Below are 25,638 nucleotides of genomic sequence, written 5' to 3'. Positions count from 1 at the left end.
GCGGAAGGTGCACACCAGATGACGAGACCACGCCCTGACATCGGTCAGGCGTTTCGTGTCATAAACGAACGCCAACAAGTCTGGGCTCGCAATGCAGGTATTCCTTTCGCCAGTGACTATTCCGTAGAACAAATCGACGAAAATCTCTTCCGTCCGCTTAGGCCCGAGACTCGCAACGAAATCGCATCGGGCGACGGAAAGGAATTGGATGGAAAGCTGAAGAAGCTCTGCTCGTCAGCGGCTCTTGTCGCAAACGTATTCGACTACTGGAGGAACCGGACCACAATCGCGGGAGCGTGTTTCGATCTGCCAGAGGCGAGGAGAATGAGCTTCGAAAAGGTTCGGTCAATCTTCGACGGGATTCTGCGTGAAGATCCGGAACGTAAGAATCCGAACATTGACCTGGAACTTGCCGGAGACGAGACCTCAGGCAGCGTGGCTCTGGAATGCAAGTTCACTGAACCGTTTGTGATTTACCCGCAAACCAGACGCCCATTCACGTCCACTTATTTCTGCCCAGCTGCCGAGCCGATCTGGGCGGGGATGGATCGCACAAGAGCTCTCGCGATTCGCCTGAATGATGAGTCTCCTCTGTTCACCAGACTTGAGGCCCCCCAGCTGATCAAGACTGCGTTGGCGTGCAAACGGAACTTTAGGAGCGGCCGATGGCGTCTTGTCTATGTCTGGTTCGAGGTGGTCGGTGACCCGCTTGCTGCTGCCGAGTGCCGGTTCCTCTTAGACGAATTGAATGATTTTCGGGAACAGACCCACGGAGAAATCCCGTTAGAAGTAACGACTTGGCAAGAGGTGTTCCTGCGCCTCAAAGCTCGTTCGGACCTGGCGGATTCAAGCTACATAGCCTATCTGCACGAACGCTATTTTCAACACGGATGAAGATCGCCCCGACACCGCGCGAGTCCCATGCCTCAAAGGCAGAACGTCAGTCCATCGTCCTCGCGCAGTTACTCAGGCTTTTGCAAGAGATCTGTAATAGCCGTGGTGCTGTCAATGGCAGCGTCGGTCGAATCGGTTTTGGCTCTGTCCCAATCGAACCAACTCTTACCGCTGTTTTCGGCCTTGATCACGTATTGCGGTAATAGCTGGCATATATATGAGGCCCCCGAGGAGCAATCAGTCAATTTCGCATCTATGGTCAAGTTTCCGGTCGGCTTTCGACTAAATTTTTGGATCTGCACAAGCGCTTGGAATGATGCGAGCGCTCTATCCAGTTCGAGTGAGAACGTGGGATATCTCTTGTAGTCCGACGTGCGTCTGAAGGCATCTACGTCATCTTTTGCTTTATCTATTTCGAATTCCAGCATCGCATCCGAAGCTCCTGGCCGAAGACTGTCTCGGGCAACCTGGAAATCTGCGACGGCTTGAAAAGCTGAGGAATCAATGCTGTTCTCGCATCCGACTAGCGCCAGGTCCAATACCAACAATGCGCCCAAGGTGATTGTGATTAGCTTCATAGCCGCGCGCCTCATTCGTTTGCAGTTGGCTCTGACGCGCCAGCAGGGGTACCGATGACACGATTAGATGTACCGTGGAGACTGCCGCACAATGGGCAGAATGCAGCTGCGCGCCCCTCGTAATATTTCCCGCACGAATGACACAGAGTAGATCCACCGATCTGCGGGGGCACATTTGCCACCATGTTCGAGGCGAGAGGTTTGCGCACAATCAGATACCAAGGCAGAAAAATAATGAGAAAAAAGAAAATTGCTATCGCCCACAACAGGCCGTTTTCTCCTCTCTTGTTGGCGTCCTGATATGCCCAGAGGCTGATTGCCCCAAGGATTAGAAGTCCAATTAGTTCCATCGGTACACGCTCGATTCCTGTGGGGCTATGCCCGTGATTGCGGTTTGCTTCTCCCTCCAACGAGCCCAACCAAACCTGGAATAACGGAATGGGAGCACCGCTGACGCCTATGCATCGTCACTATCTCCCATACCATAGTGTGGATCGAGCACTGAGATTATCCCCACGATAGTAGGGATGGCAAGGGATATCTGCATTGCGTTCGGCGACCGGTTGCGTGGGTTGCGCGCGAAACGTGGCTGGCGGCAGATAGACCTGGCGGAGCAGGCGGGCATTCACGAAAACTACGTGTCGGACCTTGAGCTGGGTCGGAAAGAGATTTGTATAAAAACGCTTCAAATGATTGCGCAAGCGTTCGAGATGAAAATCGCTGAACTGCTCAAGGGTATCGAGGATTAGCCATCATAGCTTTAGATCAAGATGGAACGTCGTCTTTCTGTACCCGAGTTGATATAGAAGCCAGTTCTGTTTGCCGGAAGAGTGTGGTCTGGGCGCTTCATGGCGGCTTTGAAGGATGTAGGAAAGGGGTTGGTTGGGATGCGCGAAGCAAACGGCATGTCTGCCCCATGAGACGAAACCAATAGCGCTGTCACTAGGGAGGAATATGTCGGCAGATCATTTTGAGATTGAATATCACCTGACTCCCGGGGGATGGATCACCGGCACTTCTTACTACTATGGCAAGGCCAATAAGGTTGTTGATCCACCCGTAGACCGGGTGCTCACAATCAAGAAAGAAGTGACGCAATCATCTGGATACTCCCCGGAAGACGTGAGCTGGGAAGAATTGTGGCGTGATCCTGATATCGAGAACGTCCATTCATTGGTGACGAAGTACGGGAATCAACCTTCGAAACATCGATAAAAAATACCTCAAATCGGTCTGGGCCATCCATATCGAGAGCCGCCCCACGGCCCTTTGTCTTCTGCTTCTCCACGGCGCGCTGGATTCGGCGCGTTCGTTGCAATTGATTGCAGCTGCCAAAAGATAAACCTTGTTCCGTTTTCTGGTGTCTTCCTCGCCACCTTGGACACCTGGCTTCCGCAATCAATTGCAACGACGCGCCTCATCCAAGAGCCTCGCGAGCACACTGAGACCTTTACCAGGTCTCAGGTAGCTTCCAGTCGCCAAGGTCGCCACAGGTGGTGTTCTGACTCGCTTGTGTAGCCATCTCCCGCAAGAGATGACCGGTCTAACGGTCCGAGTCACGGTTTCACATTGAACTGTACGCATACCCGCGCAAGCTGCCTTGCGACGTGTTGACTCACGTCGGCTAGGCTCTTGACATATCGCCTAGCTGTCGCCGTTCAATCCCCAATAGATGCCAGCGCCCGCAATGCCCTGCGGCATCCGTCGCCCTCTAGTCAACATCTATGCTGAGCACAACCGCTTTACGACCGCCTGTAGTTGCCCACAGGTTTCACTCCCTCTGTCAAGCCTGATTCAACAGATTCATCGGCCCGGCTTCTTGACAGATTGTCTTTTTGCGTTAGAACGCGGTCGGCTTTCGATAGCACCTAACCATTCGCGCACGGATTCGATCTTGTACAGGATTGTCCGACCAACTGTTATGCGTGGAGGGCCCAGTCTCCGAGCTTCCCATCGGTCAATCGTGCGGGTGCTGAGGTCAAACTGTTGGGCAAGTTCATCGCGGCGCAAATAGCCCTGAAGCACCCTTGGTAGGGCGCCGTTTTGAGAAGGGGATAGGGAGGGATCGTCTGGAAAAGTGGCCACATGAATCTCCAAAGAGTGGAATCGCCCCAGGTATTGCCGTCCACTCCATTGGATCAGGGCCAGTGTCTGTAACTATAACATGCGAAGCGGCTTCTGTCAACTTGCGGCGAAATAGTTAGTTGATCGCCGACATACTTGGACGTACTTGCCTTCTGCTTGTTTCGAGAATTGTCGCCTCGGGTAAAGGTCGGCAAACTGATTTCGCGTAACTGTGCCGAAGATCGTGAATTCGGATTCAGGGCGATCTCGCATAATCGGCGCTTGCCTTCAAGGCCCTTGTCACACCAGTGGATTTGAAGACCTGCTCCAAGGACGGTTTGGGGTAAGTTCTGGACACGGTCAGCCGCCCCTTGGCAAGGGGTTCTGCAACGCGCTCGCATTTGCCCACATGGTGCCAACATGACGTGGGGAATAAAACTACGCGCTCTCGCGAGTGTCTCTATCAATCTGATTTTATTTGGTTTATATGGTGCGCCCGGAGCGAGTCGAACGCCCGACCTACTGGTTCGTAGCCAGTTGCTCTATCCACTGAGCTACGGGCGCACATTGCAGTGATGCAACTTGATTAGGATACAGGATGTCCCGGGATTGCCGCAAGGCATTGGCATTGCATGCAGCGGGGGCCTTCGGCGTGGCTTACCGGTCACCCGGTGGCGACGATGTGTGGCTAGCTGGCAGCGGGCGCTGGTGTGGGTTCGGGCTGTGGGGGGATGAGCGAGACGCGCTCGACGAGGTCGAGGCCGGAGCGGCGAAGCAGGCCCTGGACGATGGGCTCGGTGAGGCGGGTGGCGTCGTACTCGAGACGGACGGTGCGTGCGGTTTCGTCGAAGACGAGCCCGCGGATTCCATAGACCTCGCGAATGCGGGCGAGCGCCATCATCGCGGCTTCGCTCGGCGGCACGCCATAGCGATACATCACATCCAACTGCGTCATAGCTCTATCCTAACAAGCCGGTTCTAGGAGGCGAGCTTGCGGAGGTAGTTGACGATCTCGGGGCTGGTCCAATCCTGCGGGCCGATGAACTTGCGCCGTATGATGCCGCTCTTGTCGATGACGTAGGTTTCGGGGTAGCGGAAGGTGCCGTACATGGCGTTGGACCGCTGGTCGGCGTCGCGGACGGTGAGCAGCGAGACGGAGTGTTCCGTGAGGAAACGCTGGTAGGCAGTGGCATCGTCATCGGTGGAGACAGCGACGATCTGAACCTGCGGAAGGTCGCGCTGCAGCTCTTCGAGGCTGGGAAGTTCTTCGAGGCAGGGGGCGCACCAGCTAGCCCAGAAATTGAGCAGGACTACGTGGCCGCGGAGCTTGTTGAGGTCGATGGAATGCTCACCGTCATTCACTGTGAAGATGGGCGCGCGGGTGCCGAGCTGCTCGGGGTGACTGCCGCGATCGCATCCGGTTACGGTGAGCGCCAGGAGCGCGGCGGCGGCGAAGATTGCGGTTTTCGTTAGCCGCTTCGATTGCGACTTCGATCGCCGCTTTGATCTAAACGCGGACCGCAGGCTCAGGCAATTGACCATTCTTCCTATAATACGAACCAGTGTCCGACCGGCCCAACTCCGACCAGCCGAAACTGAGCCCCATTCTTGGCCTTCCTGTTGACGATGAGCCCATGCGCCCGGCGGCAGCCGCGGAGGCGCAAACCGCGCGTTTGACGCCGATGGGCGAAGAGGTGAGCTTCGAGCTGAGCGTGATCATTCCGGCGCGCAATGAGGAGCAGAATCTTCCGCCATGCCTGGAGAGCCTGCTGGTGCAGGACTCAAGCCTGTTTCCGTTGGGGACGGATTGGGAGCTGCTGATCGTGGACGATCACTCGACCGATGGCACGCGCGCGATTGCGCAGGCGGCGGCGGCGAAACACAGCGGCGTGCGAGTGCTGGAGGCGCCGTCACTCGCGGACACACAAGGGGGTTTCACCGGCAAGACCAACGCGTGCTGGTTTGGCGCACGGCACGCGCGAGGGCGATGGCTGCTGTTTACCGACGCAGACACACTGCATGAGCCCAACGACCTGCGGCACGCGATGCATGAGGCGGAGAAGTACAAAGTGGTGATGTTGTCGTACTCGCCGCGCCAGATTGTGTCGGGGGTGATGCAGCGCGCGGTGATGCCGCTGATCTTCTCGGAGCTGGCGAGTGTCTATCCGCCGGCCGAGGTGAATGATCCGGCCAAGCGTACCGCTGCGGCGAATGGGCAGTTTCTGCTGGTGGAGCGTGAAGCGTACTTTGCAGTCGGCGGGCATCGTGCGGTCGGCGGGTCGGTGCTGGAGGATGTGGATCTCGCGTGGAATATGAAGCGGGCGAAGAAGCCGATTCGATTCCGTTATGCGCCTGATGCGCTGAGTACGCGCATGTACCGCGGCATGGGCGACATGATTGAGGGCTGGACGAAGAACCTGGCGCTGTTGTTTCCGCATGCTCTGCGTCTGGCTGCATGGCGGCTGCTGGACATCCTGCTGTTCCTGCTTCCACTGTTGCTATGGCTGGTTCCGTATCTGGTGCTATGGCAACGCGCGGCGATTGTGCTGTTGTGGCTGCGGACGGTGATTCGCTTCTACACTCGCGTGTCGCGGGCGCACTTCGGCTTCGTCAATTCGGCGCTGTCAGTGTTCGGGCTGCCGCTGTTTATCGGGCTGCTGGTGCGCAGCTGGATACAGCACCGCGTGTTTCATCATGTGGCGTGGAAGGGAAGGCAGTATCACACGGGCCGGTAGGAGTCGCGTCGCTTGCGCCTGGCGCGCATCCAATATTCGGATTCGTTAGACTTGATGTTCCTATGATTCTGCTGACACGCAAAGCCGAATTTTCTTCCGCACACTTCTACTTCAATCCCGCATGGAGCGAGGAGGAGAACGAGCGCGTGTTCGGCAAGTGCGCGAATCGGCAGGGACACGGCCACAACTACACGCTGGAGGTGACGGTGGCTGGCGAACCGGATCCGGTCTCCGGCTTCGTGGTCGATCTCAAGCAGCTCAAAGACATCCTGGAGCGCGAAGTCCTGTCGGTGTATGACCATCGCCATCTCAACTTCGAGGTACCGGAGTTCGTGTCTACTGTGCCAACGACAGAGAACATCGCGGTTGCAATATGGCGGCGGCTGGATGGCAAGATTCCGAACGCGAAGCTGCACCGTGTGCGCGTGTACGAGATGCCGGATCTGTTTGCGGATTTTTACGGAGAGGGTGCATGACCAGACGGCCGCATGCTCATTTGTCGCGCCGGTATCACTTTTCAGCCTCGCACCGGCTGCACGTGGATGCGCTTTCGCCTGAAGAGAATCGCGCGACCTTTGGCAAGTGCAATAATCCCTATGGGCATGGGCACAATTACACCGTGCAGTTGACGCTCTCGGGTCCGATCGATGCCGTTACAGGCATGGTGACCAATCTTGCCGATCTTGACGCGTTTGCAGAACGCGAGATGGTTTCGAAGTTTGATCACGCGAATTTGAACACGCTGGAGTGCTTCCGCGATGTTGTGCCGACGACGGAAAACCTGGCGATCGAGATCTGGCATATCTTCGCGGAATACCCGCATGCAACGCTGGAACGCGTGCGTGTAGAGGAAACAAACAACAACTCATTCGATTACTTCGGCGCGGATACGCCGGAAGAGCGAACGGAAGTGTAAGGCTGATGACGACAAAGCTACCCGTAGAAAAACCAGGACCGGACCGCGATGGAGAGACGCCTGCGCAGCGTGCCGCTGAAGCCGCGCATGTTGAGCTTGGGCAGGCAACGATGCCGCAGATTTACTCGGAGCTTCTGCGCCGCATCGGCGAAGATCCCGCGCGAGACGGACTATTGCGCACGCCGGAGCGCATGGAAAAGGCGATGGCATTTCTCACGCGCGGCTACCGTCAGAGTGTCGACGACGTGCTGCACGATGCGCTGTTTGATGTCGACTACGATGAGATGGTGATCGTGAAGGACATTGAGTTCTACTCGCTATGCGAGCACCATCTGCTGCCGTTCTATGGCAAAGCGCACGTTGCGTATCTGCCGGACAAGAAGGTTGTGGGGCTCAGCAAGGTCGCGCGGATTGTTGATCTCTTTGCGCGGAGGTTGCAGGTGCAGGAGCGTCTGACGCAGCAGATCGCGGAGGCGATCGAGGACGCGGTTCACCCGCAGGGAGTCGGCGTGGTGCTCGAGGGCCAGCATCTTTGCATGATGATGCGCGGTGTGGAGAAACAGGGCTCGCAGACGGTGACGAGTTCCATGCTTGGCGTGTTCAAGACGCAACAGCAGACGCGAGTTGAATTTCTCTCGCTGATCGACGCAAGGCCGTACAGCCGTTGAAGGTGGTTGTATGAACGGGCTCCTTATCCTCGACAAGCCTGCGGGCATGACATCGCACGATGTGGTCTCGATTGTGCGGCGCGCCACGGGCGAGCGCAGTGTCGGTCATCTCGGAACGCTGGATCCCATGGCGACTGGTGTGCTGCCGCTCCTGCTCGGCAAGTACACGCGCCTTGCACAGTTCTTTTCAGAATCCGACAAGTACTACACCGGCACGATTCGGTTCGGCTTTGCGACAGACACGTTCGATGCGGAGGGTGAGCCGCAGTCTTCGCCTGCGCCGCTAACCCACACACTCGATGAACTACGTTCACTCGCGGCGCGATTTCACGGCACGATTGACCAGGTGCCACCGGTGTACTCGGCGAAGAAGATCGGCGGAGTGCCTGCGCATAAGCTCGCTCGTGCGGGCAAAGAGGTGCCGGTGAAAGCGGCGCGGATCACGATTCACGGGTTCACTCTGGAGTCGCTCGATGGCGATGTTGCGAGCTTCACGATGCATGTTTCCGCCGGAGGATATGTCCGCTCCGTCGCGCATGAACTGGGGCAGCTTGCAGGCTGCGGCGCGCATCTGGCATCGCTGCGGCGCACGCAGGCCGGCGCGTTCACGCTGGCGCAAGCAATCACTGTTGAAGAGTTGAAGGCGCTTACGCCGGCGGACACAGAGGCTCGGCTCCCGCATCCGCGTGCCATGTTGCCGGAGTTGCCGTCAGTGATCGTAGACGAGCTTACGGCCGGACGCATTCGGAATGGTATGCAGGTGAACGTGCAGGAGCTGTCGTCGGCTCCGCTGATAAAGGTCTTCAGCGGACCGCGCGATCTGCTGTGCATCGCACGGCGCATCGCAGGAACGCTGGTGCAGCCAGTGGTTGTGCTTGGATGAGGCGCTACTTTTTCAGCATCGGCTGAATCAGCTTTTCTACGTTGGTTGCAACCTGTTTTGCGCCTTGCGCGGTCGGGTGCACACCGTCCTGCTGAATGTCGCCGTCGACGCCGTAGACGTTCTGCAGGATAAAGGGCAGCAAGGGAACGTGGAACTGTTCCGAGAGCGCGGGATACATCGAGTCGAACCGTGCGATGTAATCGGTACCGTACTGCGGTGGGAGCGAGATTCCGGCGAGCGCGACCTTTGCTCCAGAGCGCTGCAGCCGTCGAATCATCGCCGCGATGTTCTGCTGCGCGAGAGAGACAGGCAGCCCGCGGAGACCGTCGTTGCCGCCGAACTCCAGCACGACGATCTGCGGCTTGTCTGCGAGAATGCGGGGGATGCGCTCCAGTCCGTCCTTTGTTGTGTCCCCACTGATTCCTTCGTTGACAACGCGATAGTGGTATCCCGCTGTGTCGAGCAGGCGCTGGAGATCAGCGGGGTAACTCGCGGTCGATTCGATTCCGAGTCCGGCAGTGAGACTGTCGCCAAAGCAGGCGATCACAGGACGAGAGTCGCTCGCGATGTCTGCATCTGTGGCCGCGGCGGCAGCGGGCGGTGGCGGATCCGCGGGTTGTACTCGAGCTACGCTGGCCGGCGATGAGGCGGACGCGGACGGCGAGTCGGCGGTCGGCCTGGCGTTGCCACGCGCGGTGCTGCAACCCATTAACGCAGCCAGCCCGGCTAAGATGAGAACCGAATCGAATTGCAACCCGTATCGTCTATTCACGGCTTTAATTTTACTGAGAGGCCCTGCCTTGCTTCTGTCAGCTGATTCAACACATTCCGCTAACGGTTCCACTCCCATTATCGTTGTTGAAGCCTTACGCAAAAGCCTGCGCACGGGTTCGACGACGGTCGACATTCTGCGCGGTCTGGATTTTACGGTCGCACGCGGTGAGTTTGTTGCGATCATGGGAGCCTCGGGTTCCGGGAAATCAACACTGCTGGGGCTGCTCGCGGGACTGGATAATCCCACCTCCGGCAATGTGCGATGGCAGGGGACGGCGATAAGTTATCTGCCGGAAAACGAGCTGGCGCAGCTTCGTGGCAGGACCATCGGCTTCGTCTTTCAGAGCTATCAACTCATACCGACGCTAACCGCGCTCGAAAACGTGTTGCTGCCGTATGAGCTGAATGCTGATTCGGGTGGGAGGCGCGAGGGGCTGGATCGCGCGCGGCAACTGCTGAACTCCGTGGGACTCAGCGAGCGGCTGGATCATTATCCTGTTCAGCTCTCGGGCGGTGAGCAGCAGAGGGTCGCGCTGGCGCGCGCGTTTATGCTGCGCCCTCCGATAGTGCTGGCGGACGAGCCGACCGGCAATCTGGATTCAACGAATGGACAGCACGTGCTGGATTTGCTGCTGCAACTGAATCGAGCCGAGGGCACGACACTGGTTCTCGTTACGCACGATGCTGCCCTTGCTGCACACGCGTCGCGGCGCATCATTCTGCGCGATGGCGAGATTATGGCGGAAGAGCGCTCAGCCATGGCGAGCGAGGCCTAACAATGCCATCGCTCTCCTACTCGACGGCCGCGCGCATCGCCACGCGCGAGCTTCGCAGCTCTCCCGGCAAGTTCGCGTTCGTCCTGCTTTCAGTTGCGGTGGGAGTCGCTGCACTTACGGGTGTGCGAGGATTTTCGGCGTCGTTTCGCTCCATGCTGCTGCTGCGCGCCCGCAGCATCATGGCGGCAGACATCGCCGCGCGCATGATGGAACCACCCACACCGGCCCAGCAGACGGCGCTCGACAAGCTGCCGGGATTGGATGCGACGCCGGTCATCGAGATGCTATCGATGGCATCGTCAACCACGTCACTCGATCCACTGCTGGTCGCGGTGAAGGCGGTCGATCCGTCGAAGTATCCGTTCTACGGCGACGTTGTCCTGCAGCCGGCGATGCCGTTGCGCGATGCGCTTACGGATTCGACTGTCGCGGTCGGAGACGATCTCTTACTGCGCCTGCATCTGAAATCTGGCGACTCGATCAAACTGGGCAATAGTACGTTCCGTATCGCTGCGGTCGTGATGGACGAGCCGGACCGGCTTACAGGTTCCTTTGCGGCCGGACCGCGCATTCTTATCTCGCACCACGCACTGGCAGGCACAGGATTGCTTGCGCCTGGCACGCGTGCAACGCGCCGTCTGCTGTTCAAGCTGCAGCCCACGGCTTCTGGTCAGCCGGCCTCGGATGCACATGTGGCGGAGCTGCGCAGCCAGTTGGAGGCGATTTTGCCTGAGGCGCAGCTCAGCGATTACAGGGAAGCGAATCCGTCGATCACGCGCGCGCTCGATGGGGCGACCGGGTTGCTCTCGCTGATGTCGCTGGTGGCGCTCGTGCTCGGCGCGGTGGGGGTTGCGATGGCCATGCGAGCGCATCTCCAGCAGCGGCTCGATTCGATCGCGATCATGAAGTCGCTCGGTGCGGGATCGTCGCAGATCATTCGGATCTATCTGCTCCAAACTCTGCTGCTTGGTCTTGGCGGGTCTGTGCTCGGACTGATTCTCGGATTTGGAGTGCAGCTGACGCTGCCGCTCTTTCTCGCGAAGCTGCTTCACCTCACACCAGGCTTCCGGCTGGATGGCCACGCGGCGCTGCTCGGTCTCGGCGCGGGTCTGCTGACGACGCTGCTCTTCACGCTGCCTCCGCTGCTCGACATCCGCAACGTGCGTCCGATCCTCATCCTGCGTCGCGCAGTTGAGAATGAAGAGTCTCCACTCTTTACGCGCGCAGCGAAGCATGTGCGAGGTTCCGGCCTGCAGCTTGCTGCTACAGCGTTGATCCTCGTCGGACTCGCAGCGCTGGCGGCAACGGTCGCGGACTCGCGCCAGGTTGGTGGGTGGTTCGCTTTTGGATTGCTTCTCGCGCTGCTCGTGCTGCTCGGCGCTGCGGCTCTGACGCTGCTGCTGCTGAAGTTATTTCTCAACACGACGCGCCGTCAGCTTCCATCGGTGTTGCGCCATGGGCTCGCGAACCTTTATCGACCCGGGAATCCGTCTGCGGCATTGCTGGCGGCGCTCGGGCTTGGCGTGATGCAGATTGCGGCGGTGTCGATGGTGCAGCGATCCATCGTCGGCGAGATGCAGGCGACCACCGCTGCGAAGTTGCCGAACCTGTTTCTGATTGATATTGCGACCAACGAGGTAGAAGGCGTGCGGTCGCTGCTTGCCGCACAACCAGCCGTGAAGGGAAAGCCGGAGATCGCACCCGTCATCTCCGCTCGAATTTCCGCGGTCAACGGCACGCCGTTTCAGCAGCTTCATCTCCTGCACATGCCGCGCCGAGGCGTTATGTCCGTGCAACTCACCTGGCCCCCGGCAGCCGATGCGCCACCGGCCGGCGACAAGGTCGTTTCCGGCAAGTGGTGGAGCGCGCAGCAGGCGGCCGACGGGGAGCATCCAGTGGTTGCCATCGAGCGGCATGAGGCCGCACGACTCAATGTTCGCGCCGGCGATCGCGTCACCTTTGTGCCGCAGGATCAGCCGATTACTGCAACCGTTGCCGCGCTGTACGAAGCCGACAGCCAGCACGCATTCTCTCGCGCGGAGTTCATCCTTCCGGAGGCCGCGCTGCGAGGACTCCCGGTCACCTGGTACGGTGGTCTGCATTGCGATCCGTCAGCCACGGGCCAGCTTCGCCGCGTCCTCTACCAGCACTACCCGACGATCACGGTGATCGATGTAGCGGCCACGGTGGAGACTGTGCGCCAGGTGCTGCTGCAGATCAGCTACGTCATCCAGTTCCTGGCTGCGTTCAGTACTTTTGCCGGGATCGTGATCCTCGCGAGCGCTATCGCCGGCACACGCTATCGCCGCATCCGCGAAGTTGTGGTGCTGAAGACACTCGGTGCGACGCGCCCGCGCATTGCCAGCATCTTCTCCATCGAGTTCGCCGTGCTCGGCTTGATCGCAGGGATTGTCGGCCTGATCTTCGCGAATGGCCTCGCTCGCGTGCTGCTACGCAGTGTCTTTCATTTCGACTACCACCTGAATCCTGGGTGGAACACGGGTGCGCTGTGCGTCACGGCTGCGCTGACTGTAGCTGCAGGCTGGCTCGCAAGTCACCGTGTGCTCGGGCAGAAGCCTCTGGAGGTGTTGCGCGAGGAGTAGGGGATCGCCCGCGCGAGTTGACCCATTCGCCTGCGGCAAATACACTCAAACAGGCGGCTGATTGTGGCTCCCGCCCGAGCCTGCAGCTGCCATATTCAATCTGAATTGCCCTCTCGTTCAATGGTAGGACAGTCGGCTCTGAACCGATCAATCGGGGTTCGAATCCCTGGGGGGCAACCAATACATCACTGCCGCGAACGTCCCGGAACCTTTTTGGCATGCTGTTCATTCGTCCTGAACTCCGCGCAGGCTTTGATGAGGTAAGTCAATGCGCAGACGAGAGTTGCCGCAACTCATCACGCAGCAGGACATTCGCGGCGACCTGCACACGCATACGGCCGCAAGTAATGGAGCGGATTCTGTCGAGGAGACGGCGCTCGCTGCACAGGAACTCGGCATAGTACAGGGGAGTACCGGACGATCGGCGACGGAATGCGCGGGCCCGTGGCGCGGGTCTCTAGAAGTCGGACCTGATCAATTGTCAGCCGCTAAATGTCTTAGAAAGGAGCTCGCGCGGTTTTGATTGTGGCCGCGAGCACTTGAGCTCTTTGGCTCCGAGCCCATTTGATCGCGCCGAGCCGCTGAGACCCATCGCCGTGCGTGACCGGATAGGCGCACCCTTAGTTGTCGTAAAGGCCCGTCTTTTTCACGATGGCATCGAAGCGCGGGTCGGCCCCGCTCGTAGGAGGACGCCCATATCTGCCGCTCGGGCTGGGAGGTAATGAGCCGGATGGTGGTGCGAATGGTGTTGTTGGAACGCAGCACGTCCCCTCAATCACAGCGTCCACGTGGAGTTGTTCGGCAATTTCAGGGATGGACAGGCGCGATCCCTGGAACCCGCTGGTCGAGGCGCGGGAGATCACTCGCAGAGACTTCGCGTGGGACAGGTCCGTGCTGAGTTCCTCGGTAATACCATCAGCGAGATACTCCTCATCCGGGTTGCGGGAAAGATTGATCAGGGGCAAGACCGCGAGTGAGCGAATCGCTGGTGCGGGACTGGAGCGGTATAAACCGCTGGAGAGATGCGACGCGGCGATTCCGGCACCAAGAAGGAGTGCGGGCGCCAGACCCATGCCGAGCCAGAAGCCGGCTTTGTCGGGTCCCGCAGACGAAGACGGTTGCTCGACAGGCCGCGCCTCCGCAACGCTTATCGGGCGGATCGGCGGACCAATCCAATCGACCTCCGCATTTACACGGTATCCTCTGCGCGGAATTGTCTGAATGAGGTTGGAGTCGCCCTCGAGGAGCTGGAGGGCGTCGCGCAGTTTCCCAACTGCTTTATTCAGGCCATTGTCGAAATCACCGAACGCTACATCCGACCAGAGCTGCCCTTGCAACACCTCGCGTGTAACGACCTCGCCGGCGCGGTCCAGCAGGATACGAAGGACGAGGAGCGGTTGCGCCGGAAGGCGAACAGTACGTCCGTTTCGCATCAGCTCGCCCGAGGTGAGGTCAAGCTCAATATCGACAAACCGGGCCCTGAGCGTATCCGTGCTGCTTGCTATATCCAGCCCCTGCGTGCTGCATCGGGCCCCAAAACGATTCGATACGGATAAGGATGGCTCTCAAACTGCGGAAAAGACAAGGGGGGAAATGATGGACTTTTTGGGGACGCGCTGTGCATTGCAAGTCTTTCAGCTCAGTCGTTCACTACTCCACGTCAGGTCTCTTCACGCCCGGGAGATTGAACGTGAAGGAGATGAACATGAAAGGCTGAGTTCTGGATGGTGCGCTCTTTTGCTTTCGGCCGTAGTGGCGCTTCCCGTTGCCGCGGTCGTTGGGGTGATTCCGATCTCGAACGTTGACGCGCTGTACGGTGCGGTCAATGATCCGGCAAACGCCGGGGCGACGCTCGTCCTCGCGCCCGGAACCTACGTCCTTTCCGCGACAGACACCTCCAACGCGGCGCGACCGAACGGAGGAAGGATCGAGCTGCAGCCGAACATGTCTATTGTGGGCGTGGAAGGCGAGAGACGCGGTGGTGATCGATGCGTCCGGCCTTCCGGCGAGTTCGTTCCCGCAGACCAACGGCCCCAACGCCGCGGTCCGAAAGGGGCGGGGTCGCAACACTCTCGAATGGCTCAGCGTTCGGGATGCGGTGAACGCACAGGGAAATATCGACGCGGGGCTGCATGCGCTTGATCCCGATACCCACACATCGAAGTGGCGCATGTCGCCTCCAGCGGCGGATTGCGCGGCCTGGAGGTTATCAACTACGGTCCGCAAAACTCGGGCCTGACCATCGACGCCGACATTAACGATTCCTACTTCTTTGACAACATCCTAGGAACGGGTGAGGGCGTACGTGTTGGAAGCTTCGTGGGAGCCGAAGGCGGCACGGTGAATATCCGGATGTCCGGCAACGTGATGTGGGGCAATCTCACGGGCCGCAACTTCGAGGATTCCAGGGCGGAGAACTCGACGATCAACGTCGTTTCCTTCGGAAACCGCTCTTACGACAATCAAACCGGCACAATTATCTTCGCCGGAATCAGCACAAGTAACACGCGGGCGGATGGTAACACCGTCAACTTCGAGGCGTTCGGAGACGAGTCCCTTGATAACACTACGCCGTCGACGCTTGATCAGGGCGGCTTGCTGGTCATCGCCTCGGAAAACGCATCAACTGGAGGCGGCGGTGGGAGCAATAACACTGCGACTGTTCGGTCGTTTGGTTGCCGAATGGCGGATGATGCGCGATCGGATTTGGCTGCCATCGGCGCCCGGTCGCTGTCGGCAGCGCTGGCTCCTTTGAGCCAGGACAACCATGTCACCATCGAGATCTTCGGTCTCGGCGGCGGACCTGGGAGTGAGAAGCCGGTTGAGGTCTTTGCGAACACCCTGGTTGGCGGCGTGCCAGGCTCTTCAGACTACGGGAATTCAGTCAAGGTCATTAGATAGGCAAGGAAAACATTCCACCATTCTTTATCTGAGAGAAGCCCCATGGACACCGTCTACATAAACGCGCTCGACAACGTGATTACGATTCCTCCGACATCCACCACCTTCTCCGGTACTGAGCCGCCGGGTTGAAGCCCTTGAAATCACCTGTAGGAAAGCACCAGGCGGCCAAGCCGGCACCTCGTTTCGAATCGAAAATTATCTGGGATTCCCAACGGAATATCAGGAGATGACCTGAGCCAACGCGCCTTCAGGCAGGCGACAAAATTTCGGGCCGAAATCGTCATCACGCGTGAAGTTCGGGAAGTGATTCCGCGCGCTGATGGTCTCTACACTATTGCACTCGACATAGGCCAAGCCGTTAGTGCGACCACCGTATTTCTCTGTCCACGAAGACCGCTCAAGCTAGCTCAGCTATCGTTCTCAGTCCCTTCCTGCGCAAGGCGATCAGCAAACAGAGGCAGATTGCTACGTAAAATGATATGCGGTGCTAAGCGCGTCGCCGGGTCGGGCGCGACCCCATCTCGCAAGTAGCGGATCAGCGCTTCGAAGGCGACTTTGCCTTGAGTGAAAGGCCGTTGGTAGAGCGTAGCCAGGATCTTCCCATGTTCCAAAAAACTAAGCAGCTCTGGAAAGAGGTCGGTGGCGATCACGTGAATCTGATCGAGTACATTCCGCTCTTCCAGCGCGCTAAGGACCGGCAGGCTATTCGCGGTGCTGATGTAGATTCCCGCAGGACGGGGCTTGTGATTTATAAGCGCGACCGTCGCGCGAGCAGCGTCTTTCGGACGATCGTGACTCTCGATCGCAGGGCGGAGCGAAAGATGAGGTGCCATGGTCGCCAGTGCAGCCGCAAATCCCTTCAGCTTCTCAGCGTGATCGAGCGTGTTCAGATCGCCTGTGATGGTCGCAACCGTTCCCGGCTTCTTCAGCGTTCGCGAAAACAGCTCGGCAGCAATTGCCCCGCTGATTCCTGCGTCCACCGTCACTGATGCCAGGCGGCCGCTCCGGGGAGCATCGCTGGCCACGCAGACGACCGGGATGCCCTGCGCAGTAATGCGCCTGATCAGCGGATCGAATTTCGCCGGATCCCCTGGAGTCAGAATTATGCCGTCAAAGCCGCCGCCAATGTCGGCTTCCAACGATTCGACGTCGCCCTTGCCGATATAGGGATAGGTGCGAAAGTCCAAATCCACGGCGACGCCGGCGCTCGCGGCCGCAGCTGACCGAATGCCATCGCGGAGCGGATCAAAAAAGGAGGTGATCTGATGTGGAAGATGAACAGCGATGCGAAGACGGCGATTCAGCTTCAGGCTTCGGGCTGCGACGTTGGGTCTGTAATTGAGCTCTTCGGCCTTCTTGAGTACTTTGGCGCGAGTCTTCGGGCTGATTCCCGGCCGTGCGTGCAACGCGCGGTCGACTGTCCCGATTGAGATTCCCAGAAGTTTGGCAATCTCCTTGATGCCCGCGGCAGTCTGGTTCTCTTCCTTCTTCATGGGCACACGTTTCTTCCAATGAGTTTAGTAAGCCATTATGGTGTGACTCCGAGATTATCAAACTGAAGGCGGCCCCATTCCGTGCCGAGCGCAAACATACCATGCGTGTGCGACGCATCGGCCACCGCAGTGAGCTGGGTGCCGTCGAGCATGGCTGTGATGTGTTTGCCCTGAAAGTGCAGGCTCAGACGATGCCATCTTGCGCGATCCAAAATTGCGGTACCGGAAGCCAGCGTGACGACAGGTTTCTTGTACTCGGCCGATAGCAACTCCCACGCGCCGTTGGGCTCGATGCGAAGCACATAGCCGCTGGGCCACCGCGCGCGCCCGTCCCGGAAAACGTCGGCGGAGTCGATCCTGCCCATCACCGCAGCCGAAGATGCGGAGAGAAAGCGTACATCGGTGGAGACGGTGTAGTCCGTCCAACTGGCGTTGCCGGCGACTGTAAAAGGATCTGGCAGAGGTCCCCAGGGAATCGGAGGCGTAACGATGACCTGTTCGAGGCAGCGACCAGCGCGGCCTGAGCAGGCGTGGACCTCGAAGGCGCCGTCCTGATCGGAGAGATACTTTGGTGCCCGAGCAAACGGAGTATTTTCGAAGTCGTCTTCGTAAGGCAGCGGGAACGGAGCGGCCGGTGGCGGCTGCGCGGAGCCTTTGGCTTGGCCCCTGGTCGTCGTGAGCGAATAGACTGACCCGGGCTCGAACGTGAACGTGAAGGCATGATCGGCGGGCGTCACCCGGGCCACGTGTTCGAAAGTTCGCGTGCCGTTCGTCTCCCAAATGTCGATAGTTGATGCGGCGAGGCCGCCGTCAATGTGGAAGGAAACGATCTGCGGGTTCTGTGCAGAGATCGTTTCTAAAATGACGCTCCAGTCTTTTCTATTGGGCGAACGGAGAGAAACGTAGGTCCCTCCGCCGGGCAAAGACCCGGAGGCGGAGTCGAGATACTGCCAGCCCGGCTGAGCGAACTGCGTGGTGTGCGCGGTCGCCCAGATGGTGCCCTGAACATCATAGTGCCCGGACCACGGGGTGTTGGCATACATAAGGCCAGAATTGGGCGCTGCGAGGATGTCATAGTAAGAAGTAACAGGGCTCCAAATCTCAGTGGCGGTGAGCGAGCCTTCGAGGTAGTTCTCGTTATAAAGATGAGCGAGGATGCGGCCGCCGATGGCCCAGTCGCGGCTGACAAAGGGACCGCTGCCGCCGTTGGGCTGGTCCTCACTGGACCAGAGCGGCTTGCCAGTGCGGCGCGCAGCATCGGTGGTAGAGATTTTGCCGTTTACTTTGGGGTAGTGAACGCCGATCGCAGAGACTTCCTGGGCAATCGACGGATCCTTGAGCATGGCGCCCGCGATGGCCCACTGGCCCGCGCCTTCTCCGGCGTACTCATCGCAGCACACGATCCTCGTCGCGAGATGATTATCGACAAGTTGGCGATGTAAGTCCCTGAGATAACCAAGGTCGTAGACCTTTTCGTTCCACAGGCCCACATAGCGGATCTCGAGGCCGTAGTTGCGCTTCGCGGTTTTGATGAAATCCACCATGTACGTGGCCATCCTGGCCGTGTAAAGCGTGGACTCTGCACTTGGCCGAGGATCGATCCAGCGGGGTGCGCCCCATGGGAGAATTTCCAGAATGATGTTGGGGTTGCGTTTATGCGCCTCGGCCATCAACCACCATTCGTAACCGCGAGAGGAGTCGTGGTCTTGCGGCGCGCGCATGAAGCTGGGCTCAGAGCCATCGGTGGAGTTCACGTCGGCGCCGACCTCAATCTTGAGGCGTTGCAGCGCCGCTCCATATCCGGGCTTGAACAAGTAATCAAGGATCTGGCCCCGTTGCGGTTCGGGATAGTCGTAGAGCAATCGCGAAGACGCTCCGGCGCTGACCGCGCCGAGACCATCGAAGATGCGGCCGGTACTGTTGCCGTTCAGAAGGATCGTCGTCTGCTGTGCATGGCCAAAGGCACCGACGCCGAACATTGCGAGAACCAACGCAAGAGTATTTCTCGCAGAGGAATTGCGGCGCCGCTTGGAAGAGATAGATCGTGGGTGCATGGTCTCCCTTGTTACTCGGCACCTCGAAGGGTCGCTTCAATCTCTTCAAGGGTGCGGTTGCGTGTCTCCGGTAGGCGCGAGGATAGATACAAGAGTCCCGCAAGACAGATTGCGGCGTACAGGAAGAAGACGCCCGCGGTGCTGATGGCATTCAATAACGGAAAGGTGTAGGTGAGGATGAAGCAGGCGATCCACAGTGCGGTGACAACCACGGAAACGGCGCTCGCACGAATGCGGTTGGGAAAGATTTCGGAGATGACGACCCACGTGACCGGCGCAAGCGACATGGCATAGCAGGCGATGGCAGCAAGCACGAGGACCAGCATGGGGATTCCGTGGAAGTGCAGACGATAGAGCAGGCCGAGGACGGTATAGATGATGGTCAAGCCGGTGACGCCGGTGAGCAGCAAGACGCGCCGACCGAAGCGGTCAATAGTGCCAAGCGCGATCACTGTGAAGACAACGTTGACGGCGCCGGTGATAACGATATTGAAGAGGATGCCTGAGATCTGGTACCCGGCGGCGGCAAAGATTTCCTGTGCGTAATTGAAGATGACGTTGATGCCGCACCACTGCTGCAGTACGGCGAGCACCAAGCCCAGCAAAAGCGCACGGGGGACGCCGGGACGGGCGAGCTCGCGGAGCAGAGATATAGTATTCTGCTCGCCGCTCGTCATGCGAAATTCGTCCATGACCTGGCGAGCGTATGGTTCGCCGCCTAGATGTTCGAGAACGCGTAGCGCCTGCTGATCGCACCCTTTGGTGGCCAGCCAGCGAGGGCTCTCTGGAAGGAAAAAGGTGGCCGCGAGGAACAGCAGCGAAGGAATCGCGGTGACACCGAACATCCAGCGCCAGCCAAATTGGCCATTCCACGAAACCAATATTTGTGCGGCGGTGGCGCCGGAGGGCACGGGACGAGCGAGGAGCCAATTGACGACCTGTGCCAGCAGGATGCCGATGACGATCGCCATCTGGTTGAGAGAGACGAGACGGCCGCGCAGGTGGGCCGGAGAAATCTCTGCGATATACATAGGCGAGACGCCCGAGGCGAGCCCGATCGCAAACCCGCCCAGAATGCGCCAAGTGACGAAGACAGCGAAATGCGTCACCAGTGCAGTTCCCAGCGACGACAACGCGAACACGAGCGCCGATAGTTTCAGCAGACGCTTTCTTCCAAAGCGATCGCTGAGCCGACCTGCAGCCACGGCGCCGGCAAGACAGCCGATGAGTGCGCAGCTCATGGCCCAGCCCTGCAACTCGGGCGAAGTGAGATGAAAGTAGATTTCGTAAAAGGGCTTGGCTCCGCCGATAACTACCCAGTCGTAGCCAAAGAGCAGACCGCCTAATGCGCCTGAAGCGGCGGCGAGCCAAAGATACACGGTGCGTACTGAGGCATTGCCCTGCGGCGCGGCAGCAGCCGAGGCGTGAACGGGCACAGTCATCGGATGGATTCAGCTTCTGCCATTGCAGGCGCGACCCTCGTTCCGGTCTTGATCCAGCTAATAATCTCTAGCGCCGCAAGGTAATTGGGATCCTCGGAAAGAACGTTCTCGATCTCACGTGTCGCTGAGTCGATTTCTCCCAGGCCGTAATGCGCAAGCCCTTTCAGGAAGGTGCACTCGATGCGATTGCGCTTTGCAAGGTCGTCGTCGAAGAGCAGGAAATTGGGCAGGGAAGTGGCGAAGTAGTCGATCCTGGGCTCGATGTTCATTTGTGTACCCGCGAAGTGGGCGAGACCACAGAGGATCTCGCGGGCCTCCTGCGGGTTGCCGAGCCTTTGGACTGCGAACGCCTGGAAAAACGAATGATACCCAACGGAAGGCAGCGGCGCTGCGGCCGCTCGCCAATACCTCTGCGCGTCGGCGCCATCGCCCAGTTGTTCGGCAGCGAGACCGCAGAGAATATCCAGATCGCGCTCCAAGGTGAGCAGGTGCTTGCCCTCGCCGAGATTTTCCGGATAGTCGCGGGCAGCCTCGAAGTGCTTCAGCGCTTTAGCGGCGTCATCTGTGACGAGAGCGGCATGGCCGAGAGCCTTGTGCGCGAAGACGAACTGCGCTGAGACGAGGCCTTCACCGCCCTCCCAAGGGCTGAAACGTCGCGACTCGAGGCGGCGGAGCGCTTCCGCGAAACGTCCGGTCTGATTAAGCAGCGTAATGAGTTCGACCGTGAGATCGTCGCGATGATTGACGAGCTCGTTGTGCTGCTCCAGTATGCGAAGACGATCATCCGGCGAGGCGAGGCCGTCCCGTTTCTTCAGTTGGTCCCATTCATACAAAAGGCGCGCATCGCGCGGATTGGCGGCAAAGGCGCGTTCATACATGCGGTCCGCTGCAACGGGATCGTGGAGGACGTTGAACTCGGCGAGGCCGAGATTGCGCCATGGAACGGAGTAGGAGGCATCGAGCTCTACGGACCGGCGCCAGCAATGAATTGCGCCTTGGTAGCGGCGTTTGTCGTAGTAGAGGTTGCCGAGGTAGCAGTGTGCGCGAGCGGATTCAGGGCGCCGCACGATGGTATCCTCCAGCACGAGCATCTCTTCGAGACGCGCAGGGAAGCAGTAGAGCGGCGATGCGGCTTCGGCCCAGTCGATGAATGGCTTTGCCTCTGTCGCGCGGCCTAGCTGTGAAACGAGCCACGCGAGCGTGTAGCCGATCATCGGATGTTTGAAGTGAACCGTATCGGCGGCGGCCTTGAGTAGCGTGAACGCATCTTCGTGCAGACCCGCCCAAGCGAGTTCGTAAACCACGTCGAGCAGCGTCTGCACATCGCCTTCAAGTGATTGAAAGAATGCTTCCAGATCCGCAGGATCGCGGCTGAGCAGAAAACGCTCGGCGACCATGCGGAAGAAGAGAGGATCGAGAGCCAGAGTTTTGTCTATGATCTCTCGAGTCGCCTGCGCGCGCCCTATGCGGCGCAATACGCTTGCCTTCAATGCTCGCGCGCTTAGGTTTGGCGTGTTTGTCGAGAGGCTCCGCTCTATCTGCTCAAGAGCGAGAGCAAGCTCACCGCGCTTGAGGCTGAGGCTGGCAAGCCAGAAGTAGCCCGCGCTCTGCCATGCGTAATTCCATACGGCCTTATGAAAAGCGGTGTAGGCATCTGCGTCCTTGCCCTGATAGAGACACGCCAGGCCGAGGTTATAAAACGGCTCCCCGTCGTAAGGATTGGGGTTGCGGAAGGTCAGGCGGCGAACCGCCCGCGCGAAGTGCTGCTCGGCTTCGGTGAAGAGGCCGTTGCGCAACAGCGCGAGGCCCATGGCATTGTTCAGGCGCGCGTCATCGGGATCGCGGCGCAGGCCCTCGCTCCAATACGCCTCGGGCGAGCGCGTCGCGTGCCGGTACTGCTCCAGATGCAGGCCGGTAAGGTAGAGTTCCTCCGTGCTGTCGATTTCCGCTGGCAATGGAGGTTCGGTAGCGGGCGCTGGAAGCTCACGTTCTGGCAATGACTCCGGTTGCCAGGCAAGCAGTTCGCAGCCGTCTTCCGCAAGAATGGCAAGGCGGAAGTGGGTCGGATCCTCTGTGGCGAATTCAATAGTCCTGGTGAAAGGTCTGCCCGGAGCGGCTTCGACGGTTTCGTCAAAGAGGGCAACTCCATCGCGTGCAAGCAGCACTCGAATAGTGCGTAAGGAGGTTACGCAGACGCCCGCCAAGATTCGGCCGTCGCGAAATTCGAGATTCAGCGCGGCCTCGGTATTGGCATTTTTTGCCGGTCCGATCTCCTGGATCGGATACCAGTACTGGCTGAAGGTCTTGGTCTCGTACGGTTGAAGCCAGGAGAAGTCGGGCTGGTTGTCGGTGTAAGCGCCGGCCATTAACTCTACGTAAGGACCATCTTCATCTGTCAGGTTGCGATCCCAGGCGTAGCCAAACTCGGCGTTGCCCCACGTCCACTGTTTTTTGCCAGGCGCTATACGGTGGTTTGAGGTGTGCACCACACCGGCACGTTGCGCGTGATCGTAACCGCCGAAGAAATCGTACTTCGACTCCGTCACCATGTATGAAGTGGGTACGGGGATGTTCTTGTACCACGAAATGTCGGTGCCCGGGCGGTAATCAACTCCGTAGTAGAAGTTCCGCGCGATCGGGAACGAAGAGATGGCACGTTTGGCGTGATCCGCGACGAAGCTCACGTCGGGCGGGAAAAAGCTCTGGTACTGATCGTGCACCCGCACCGCGACATTGGCCCACCATAGAAAAGTTTGCGGCAGCGGCGTGCGATTGAAGAGCCTCACACGTGCCTCAATGATCGACTTACCAGGCGCAAGATGGATGCCAACCATCCCCTTCATGCGCAACATGGGGTCATGCTCGCTGAGCCACACCGTACAGCCGCCTTCATCATTGTGTTCAATCGCGGCATGGACGGGCATGTAGGTGGAGGGACGGTGATGCTGCGGCCAATTGAACTCTACCCCCCCTGAGATCCACGGCCCGAGCAGGCCGACTAACGCGGGCTTGATCACCTGCTGGCGATAAAAGAAATCGTACTGATTCGTCTTGTCGGTGGCCGCGTGAATTCTCCCGCCGATCTCCGGTAGGATCATTAGCCGAACGAACTCGTTTTCGAGGAATATCGCGCGATAGGATCTATCCTCTCTCGTCAGGGCGACGCGATCAGTGAACGGGTTCGGGTAGACCTTGCCGCTGCTTCCCTGGTAGACACGTTTCTCGAGGAACATGGGGTTAGGATCGGCATCCTGCACAGGATACGTCGGAAGTATGATCTCCCGTTCGTAGCAGCTCACGGCTTCGCACTTGTTCGCAACATTCACCGGATTCGCACCCCGCACTCAACGTTAGTCTGCCGCCGCACAAATGCCGAGCCCGAACTGAACATGAATGCGGGAAACGGCAGGTGTCGGTAACGTACACGGTAGCATAAACGATTGTCAACAAACGTTGCCTGGTTGGCCATTTGAGATCGTCAGAATGGCGGCCCGATTATATTCGCGCGGGGGAGAAACTCTAGGACCGCACAGTCTCCGGCTGGAAACTCGCATCGTTGTGGGCATTCATTCGAGGTCGAGGTCCGGCATGGGTTTCAGACGAAGCGCGCGAAGCGTGTCCTGGTAGTGCAATTGGTGTTATGGCTCCTTTGCTGAATTCCCGGCGTTTAGTTCTTCAACCGCAGCCGCACTTGCGTTGTCGGCGGCCTTTTCATGGAGCGCCCTGAATTTCTGCAACTGCTTCCGAAACATCGCATCGTCACCCGCCTGTTTGTAGGCAAAAGCCAAACGGTAAGCAATGCGTTCGTCGTTAGGGTTTAGCTCTGCAGCTCGCTGATAGTTTTGCAATGCTTTCTGCTTTTCGCCCTTTTGTTCTTCGTTCTCTGCGAGATAAAAATACGCTTTCACAAGCTTCGGGTTGAGAGCGAGAGCGTGCTCGATCATGGGGAGGACAGCATTCAGATGAGACGAATCCTGCCCGGACCATACGCCGGACAGCGCCATCGCATAATAGAAAAGCAGTTGTCCGTTGTCCGGATGCTGTTTGACCAGCCCAGCCAGCTGCGCTGTGACGCGCTCTGCCACGGAAGATGGGATTTGCTCGATATCGCCCAGCATCTCCATCGGGCGCGGATCGTCAGGATCCATTTGCTCCGCTGCGCACATTTCCTGCACTGCTTCGATGGTGTGGCCTTGAATCCATAGCGAATATCCGAGGCCCATATGCATGCGAACCGAATCAGGAAAACGCGAGATGCCGTAACGAAATATTTGTTCTGCGGAGTTCCCCTGAAACCGGAGCAAGGAGGTCCCAAAATCAAATGTGTTTCGTTCGCTCGGGTCCTCCCGTGTGGCCTGCTGAAATTGTGCCGTTGCTTCCCGAAATTGACCTTGCTGCGCGTCGATCGTCCCTAGCAGACTATGAAATGTCGCGCTCTCCTGAATTTTTAGCTGGTCTTCGACAACCTCACGGGCTGCTCCGCTGTTTCGCGTTGCAAGGTATGCGACGGAAAGCTCATAGGCTATCTTCGGATCCTCGCGATCGGCCGAGTAGGCATTCTCTAGGCAGGGAATCGCTTCACTCGTACGGCCGAGATTGAGGTACTGCTCCGCGAAGGCCATGCTTTGCTGCACGCCGAAGTGTCCGGTTAACCCGGTGGCGGGATTTTGACACAGGCTACGTTTGGCTGGCGGTGCTTGCGCATATGTCAGTCGATCCGTCGGTAGGGCTGCGGACAGAAGCATAACCAGAAGCGCCGGGACTAGATTACGACTTAACCTTGCCATGCACTTGAAGAATAGATCAGTAATCGGTCGCGGCAGACTGGCCGTCACAGCCTTATCCTGGTCGGAG

21 protein-coding genes and 2 tRNA genes are annotated in these 25,638 nt (G+C 58.8%); 12 read left to right on the top strand and 11 right to left on the bottom strand.

Annotated elements, in window-relative coordinates; translation table 11 throughout:
* The first annotated feature begins 18 nt into the window (after window positions 1-18).
* Window positions 19-894: a hypothetical protein gene (locus tag VGU25_07880; protein HEV2577114.1), complete on the top strand. Its 876-nt coding sequence runs from the start codon at window positions 19-21 to the stop codon at window positions 892-894.
* A 68-nt stretch (window positions 895-962) separates the two neighbouring features.
* On the opposite strand, the gene VGU25_07875 is transcribed toward VGU25_07880, so the two are convergent.
* Window positions 963-1,472: a hypothetical protein gene (locus VGU25_07875; protein ID HEV2577113.1), complete on the bottom strand. Its 510-nt coding sequence runs from the start codon at window positions 1,470-1,472 to the stop codon at window positions 963-965.
* A gap of 527 nt (window positions 1,473-1,999) precedes the next feature.
* Here VGU25_07875 and VGU25_07870 point away from each other — a divergent pair.
* Together VGU25_07870 and VGU25_07865 are read left to right on the top strand one after the other, a co-directional pair.
* A complete protein-coding gene (locus VGU25_07870) occupies window positions 2,000-2,221 on the top strand; it encodes a helix-turn-helix transcriptional regulator (GenBank protein ID HEV2577112.1) in 222 nt (73 codons plus the stop codon).
* A 205-nt stretch (window positions 2,222-2,426) separates the two neighbouring features.
* Complete coding sequence (locus VGU25_07865; GenBank protein HEV2577111.1) at window positions 2,427-2,687, top strand: hypothetical protein; 261 nt, start codon at window positions 2,427-2,429, stop codon at window positions 2,685-2,687.
* Window positions 2,688-4,024: 1,337 nt separating this feature from the next.
* Here the strand turns inward: VGU25_07865 and VGU25_07860 are convergent.
* From VGU25_07860 to VGU25_07850, 3 genes are all read right to left on the bottom strand, one after another.
* Window positions 4,025-4,100 (bottom strand) — tRNA-Arg (locus VGU25_07860).
* A gap of 124 nt (window positions 4,101-4,224) precedes the next feature.
* Window positions 4,225-4,491, bottom strand: a complete 267-nt coding sequence (locus VGU25_07855; protein ID HEV2577110.1) for a hypothetical protein — start codon at window positions 4,489-4,491, stop codon at window positions 4,225-4,227.
* A gap of 23 nt (window positions 4,492-4,514) precedes the next feature.
* On the bottom strand, window positions 4,515-5,078 hold the full coding sequence (locus tag VGU25_07850) for a TlpA disulfide reductase family protein (GenBank protein HEV2577109.1): 564 nt from the start codon (window positions 5,076-5,078) through the stop codon (window positions 4,515-4,517).
* A gap of 20 nt (window positions 5,079-5,098) precedes the next feature.
* Here VGU25_07850 and VGU25_07845 point away from each other — a divergent pair, with 20 nt between their 5' ends.
* The 5 genes from VGU25_07845 to truB all read left to right on the top strand — a co-directional run bounded on the left by VGU25_07845 (window position 5,099) and on the right by truB (window position 8,738).
* Window positions 5,099-6,271: a glycosyltransferase family A protein gene (locus VGU25_07845; protein HEV2577108.1), complete on the top strand. Its 1,173-nt coding sequence runs from the start codon at window positions 5,099-5,101 to the stop codon at window positions 6,269-6,271.
* A 62-nt stretch (window positions 6,272-6,333) separates the two neighbouring features.
* Complete coding sequence (locus VGU25_07840; protein ID HEV2577107.1) at window positions 6,334-6,747, top strand: 6-carboxytetrahydropterin synthase; 414 nt, start codon at window positions 6,334-6,336, stop codon at window positions 6,745-6,747.
* Window positions 6,744-7,187: a 6-carboxytetrahydropterin synthase gene (locus tag VGU25_07835; protein HEV2577106.1), complete on the top strand. Its 444-nt coding sequence runs from the start codon at window positions 6,744-6,746 to the stop codon at window positions 7,185-7,187. Before VGU25_07840 ends, VGU25_07835 begins: the two co-directional genes overlap by 4 nt.
* 110 nt (window positions 7,188-7,297) lie before the next feature.
* Window positions 7,298-7,855, top strand: a complete 558-nt coding sequence (gene folE, locus VGU25_07830; protein ID HEV2577105.1) for a GTP cyclohydrolase I FolE — start codon at window positions 7,298-7,300, stop codon at window positions 7,853-7,855.
* A gap of 10 nt (window positions 7,856-7,865) precedes the next feature.
* Window positions 7,866-8,738 carry a tRNA pseudouridine(55) synthase TruB gene (truB, locus tag VGU25_07825; protein ID HEV2577104.1) on the top strand — a complete coding sequence of 291 codons (873 nt, stop codon included), beginning with the start codon at window positions 7,866-7,868 and terminating at the stop codon, window positions 8,736-8,738.
* 4 nt (window positions 8,739-8,742) lie between these two features.
* Here the strand turns inward: truB and VGU25_07820 are convergent, their stop codons facing one another.
* Window positions 8,743-9,447, bottom strand: coding sequence for an arylesterase (locus VGU25_07820; protein ID HEV2577103.1), 705 nt, complete (start codon window positions 9,445-9,447; stop codon window positions 8,743-8,745).
* A 139-nt stretch (window positions 9,448-9,586) separates the two neighbouring features.
* Between VGU25_07820 and VGU25_07815 the strand changes: the two genes are divergently transcribed.
* The 3 genes from VGU25_07815 (at window position 9,587) to VGU25_07805 (ending at window position 13,071) form a co-directional block, all read left to right on the top strand.
* The gene (locus VGU25_07815; GenBank protein HEV2577102.1) at window positions 9,587-10,288 is read left to right on the top strand and encodes an ABC transporter ATP-binding protein; all 702 of its coding nucleotides are present in this window, start codon (window positions 9,587-9,589) and stop codon (window positions 10,286-10,288) included.
* 2 nt (window positions 10,289-10,290) lie between these two features.
* Window positions 10,291-12,891 carry an FtsX-like permease family protein gene (locus tag VGU25_07810; GenBank protein ID HEV2577101.1) on the top strand — a complete coding sequence of 867 codons (2,601 nt, stop codon included), beginning with the start codon at window positions 10,291-10,293 and terminating at the stop codon, window positions 12,889-12,891.
* Window positions 12,892-12,997: 106 nt separating this feature from the next.
* Window positions 12,998-13,071, top strand: a tRNA-Gln gene (locus tag VGU25_07805).
* A gap of 440 nt (window positions 13,072-13,511) precedes the next feature.
* On the opposite strand, the gene VGU25_07800 is transcribed toward VGU25_07805, so the two are convergent.
* Window positions 13,512-14,324 (bottom strand): winged helix-turn-helix domain-containing protein, encoded by an 813-nt coding sequence (locus VGU25_07800; GenBank protein HEV2577100.1) that lies wholly within the window; start codon window positions 14,322-14,324, stop codon window positions 13,512-13,514.
* Window positions 14,325-15,054: 730 nt separating this feature from the next.
* Here VGU25_07800 and VGU25_07795 point away from each other — a divergent pair.
* The gene (locus VGU25_07795) at window positions 15,055-15,792 is read left to right on the top strand and encodes a hypothetical protein (GenBank protein HEV2577099.1); all 738 of its coding nucleotides are present in this window, start codon (window positions 15,055-15,057) and stop codon (window positions 15,790-15,792) included.
* Window positions 15,793-16,202: 410 nt separating this feature from the next.
* Here VGU25_07795 and VGU25_07790 read toward each other — a convergent pair whose 3' ends face one another.
* From VGU25_07790 to VGU25_07770, 5 genes are all read right to left on the bottom strand, one after another.
* Window positions 16,203-17,288, bottom strand: a complete 1,086-nt coding sequence (locus VGU25_07790) for a LacI family DNA-binding transcriptional regulator (protein ID HEV2577098.1) — start codon at window positions 17,286-17,288, stop codon at window positions 16,203-16,205.
* 35 nt (window positions 17,289-17,323) lie between these two features.
* On the bottom strand, window positions 17,324-19,279 hold the full coding sequence (locus tag VGU25_07785; protein ID HEV2577097.1) for a family 16 glycoside hydrolase: 1,956 nt from the start codon (window positions 19,277-19,279) through the stop codon (window positions 17,324-17,326).
* A gap of 74 nt (window positions 19,280-19,353) precedes the next feature.
* Complete coding sequence (locus tag VGU25_07780) at window positions 19,354-20,784, bottom strand: sugar porter family MFS transporter (GenBank protein HEV2577096.1); 1,431 nt, start codon at window positions 20,782-20,784, stop codon at window positions 19,354-19,356.
* On the bottom strand, window positions 20,781-24,128 hold the full coding sequence (locus tag VGU25_07775; protein ID HEV2577095.1) for a DUF5107 domain-containing protein: 3,348 nt from the start codon (window positions 24,126-24,128) through the stop codon (window positions 20,781-20,783). Before VGU25_07775 ends, VGU25_07780 begins: the two co-directional genes overlap by 4 nt.
* Before the next feature lie 294 nt (window positions 24,129-24,422).
* On the bottom strand, window positions 24,423-25,619 hold the full coding sequence (locus VGU25_07770) for a tetratricopeptide repeat protein (GenBank protein ID HEV2577094.1): 1,197 nt from the start codon (window positions 25,617-25,619) through the stop codon (window positions 24,423-24,425).
* Window positions 25,620-25,638 lie beyond the last annotated feature (19 nt).

The sequence above is a fragment of the Acidobacteriaceae bacterium genome, assembly GCA_035944135.1.
Taxonomy (GTDB): domain Bacteria; phylum Acidobacteriota; class Terriglobia; order Terriglobales; family Acidobacteriaceae; genus Granulicella.
The sequence above is the reverse complement of the archived record's forward strand: the minus strand, read 5'-3'. Positions and strand labels throughout refer to the sequence as shown.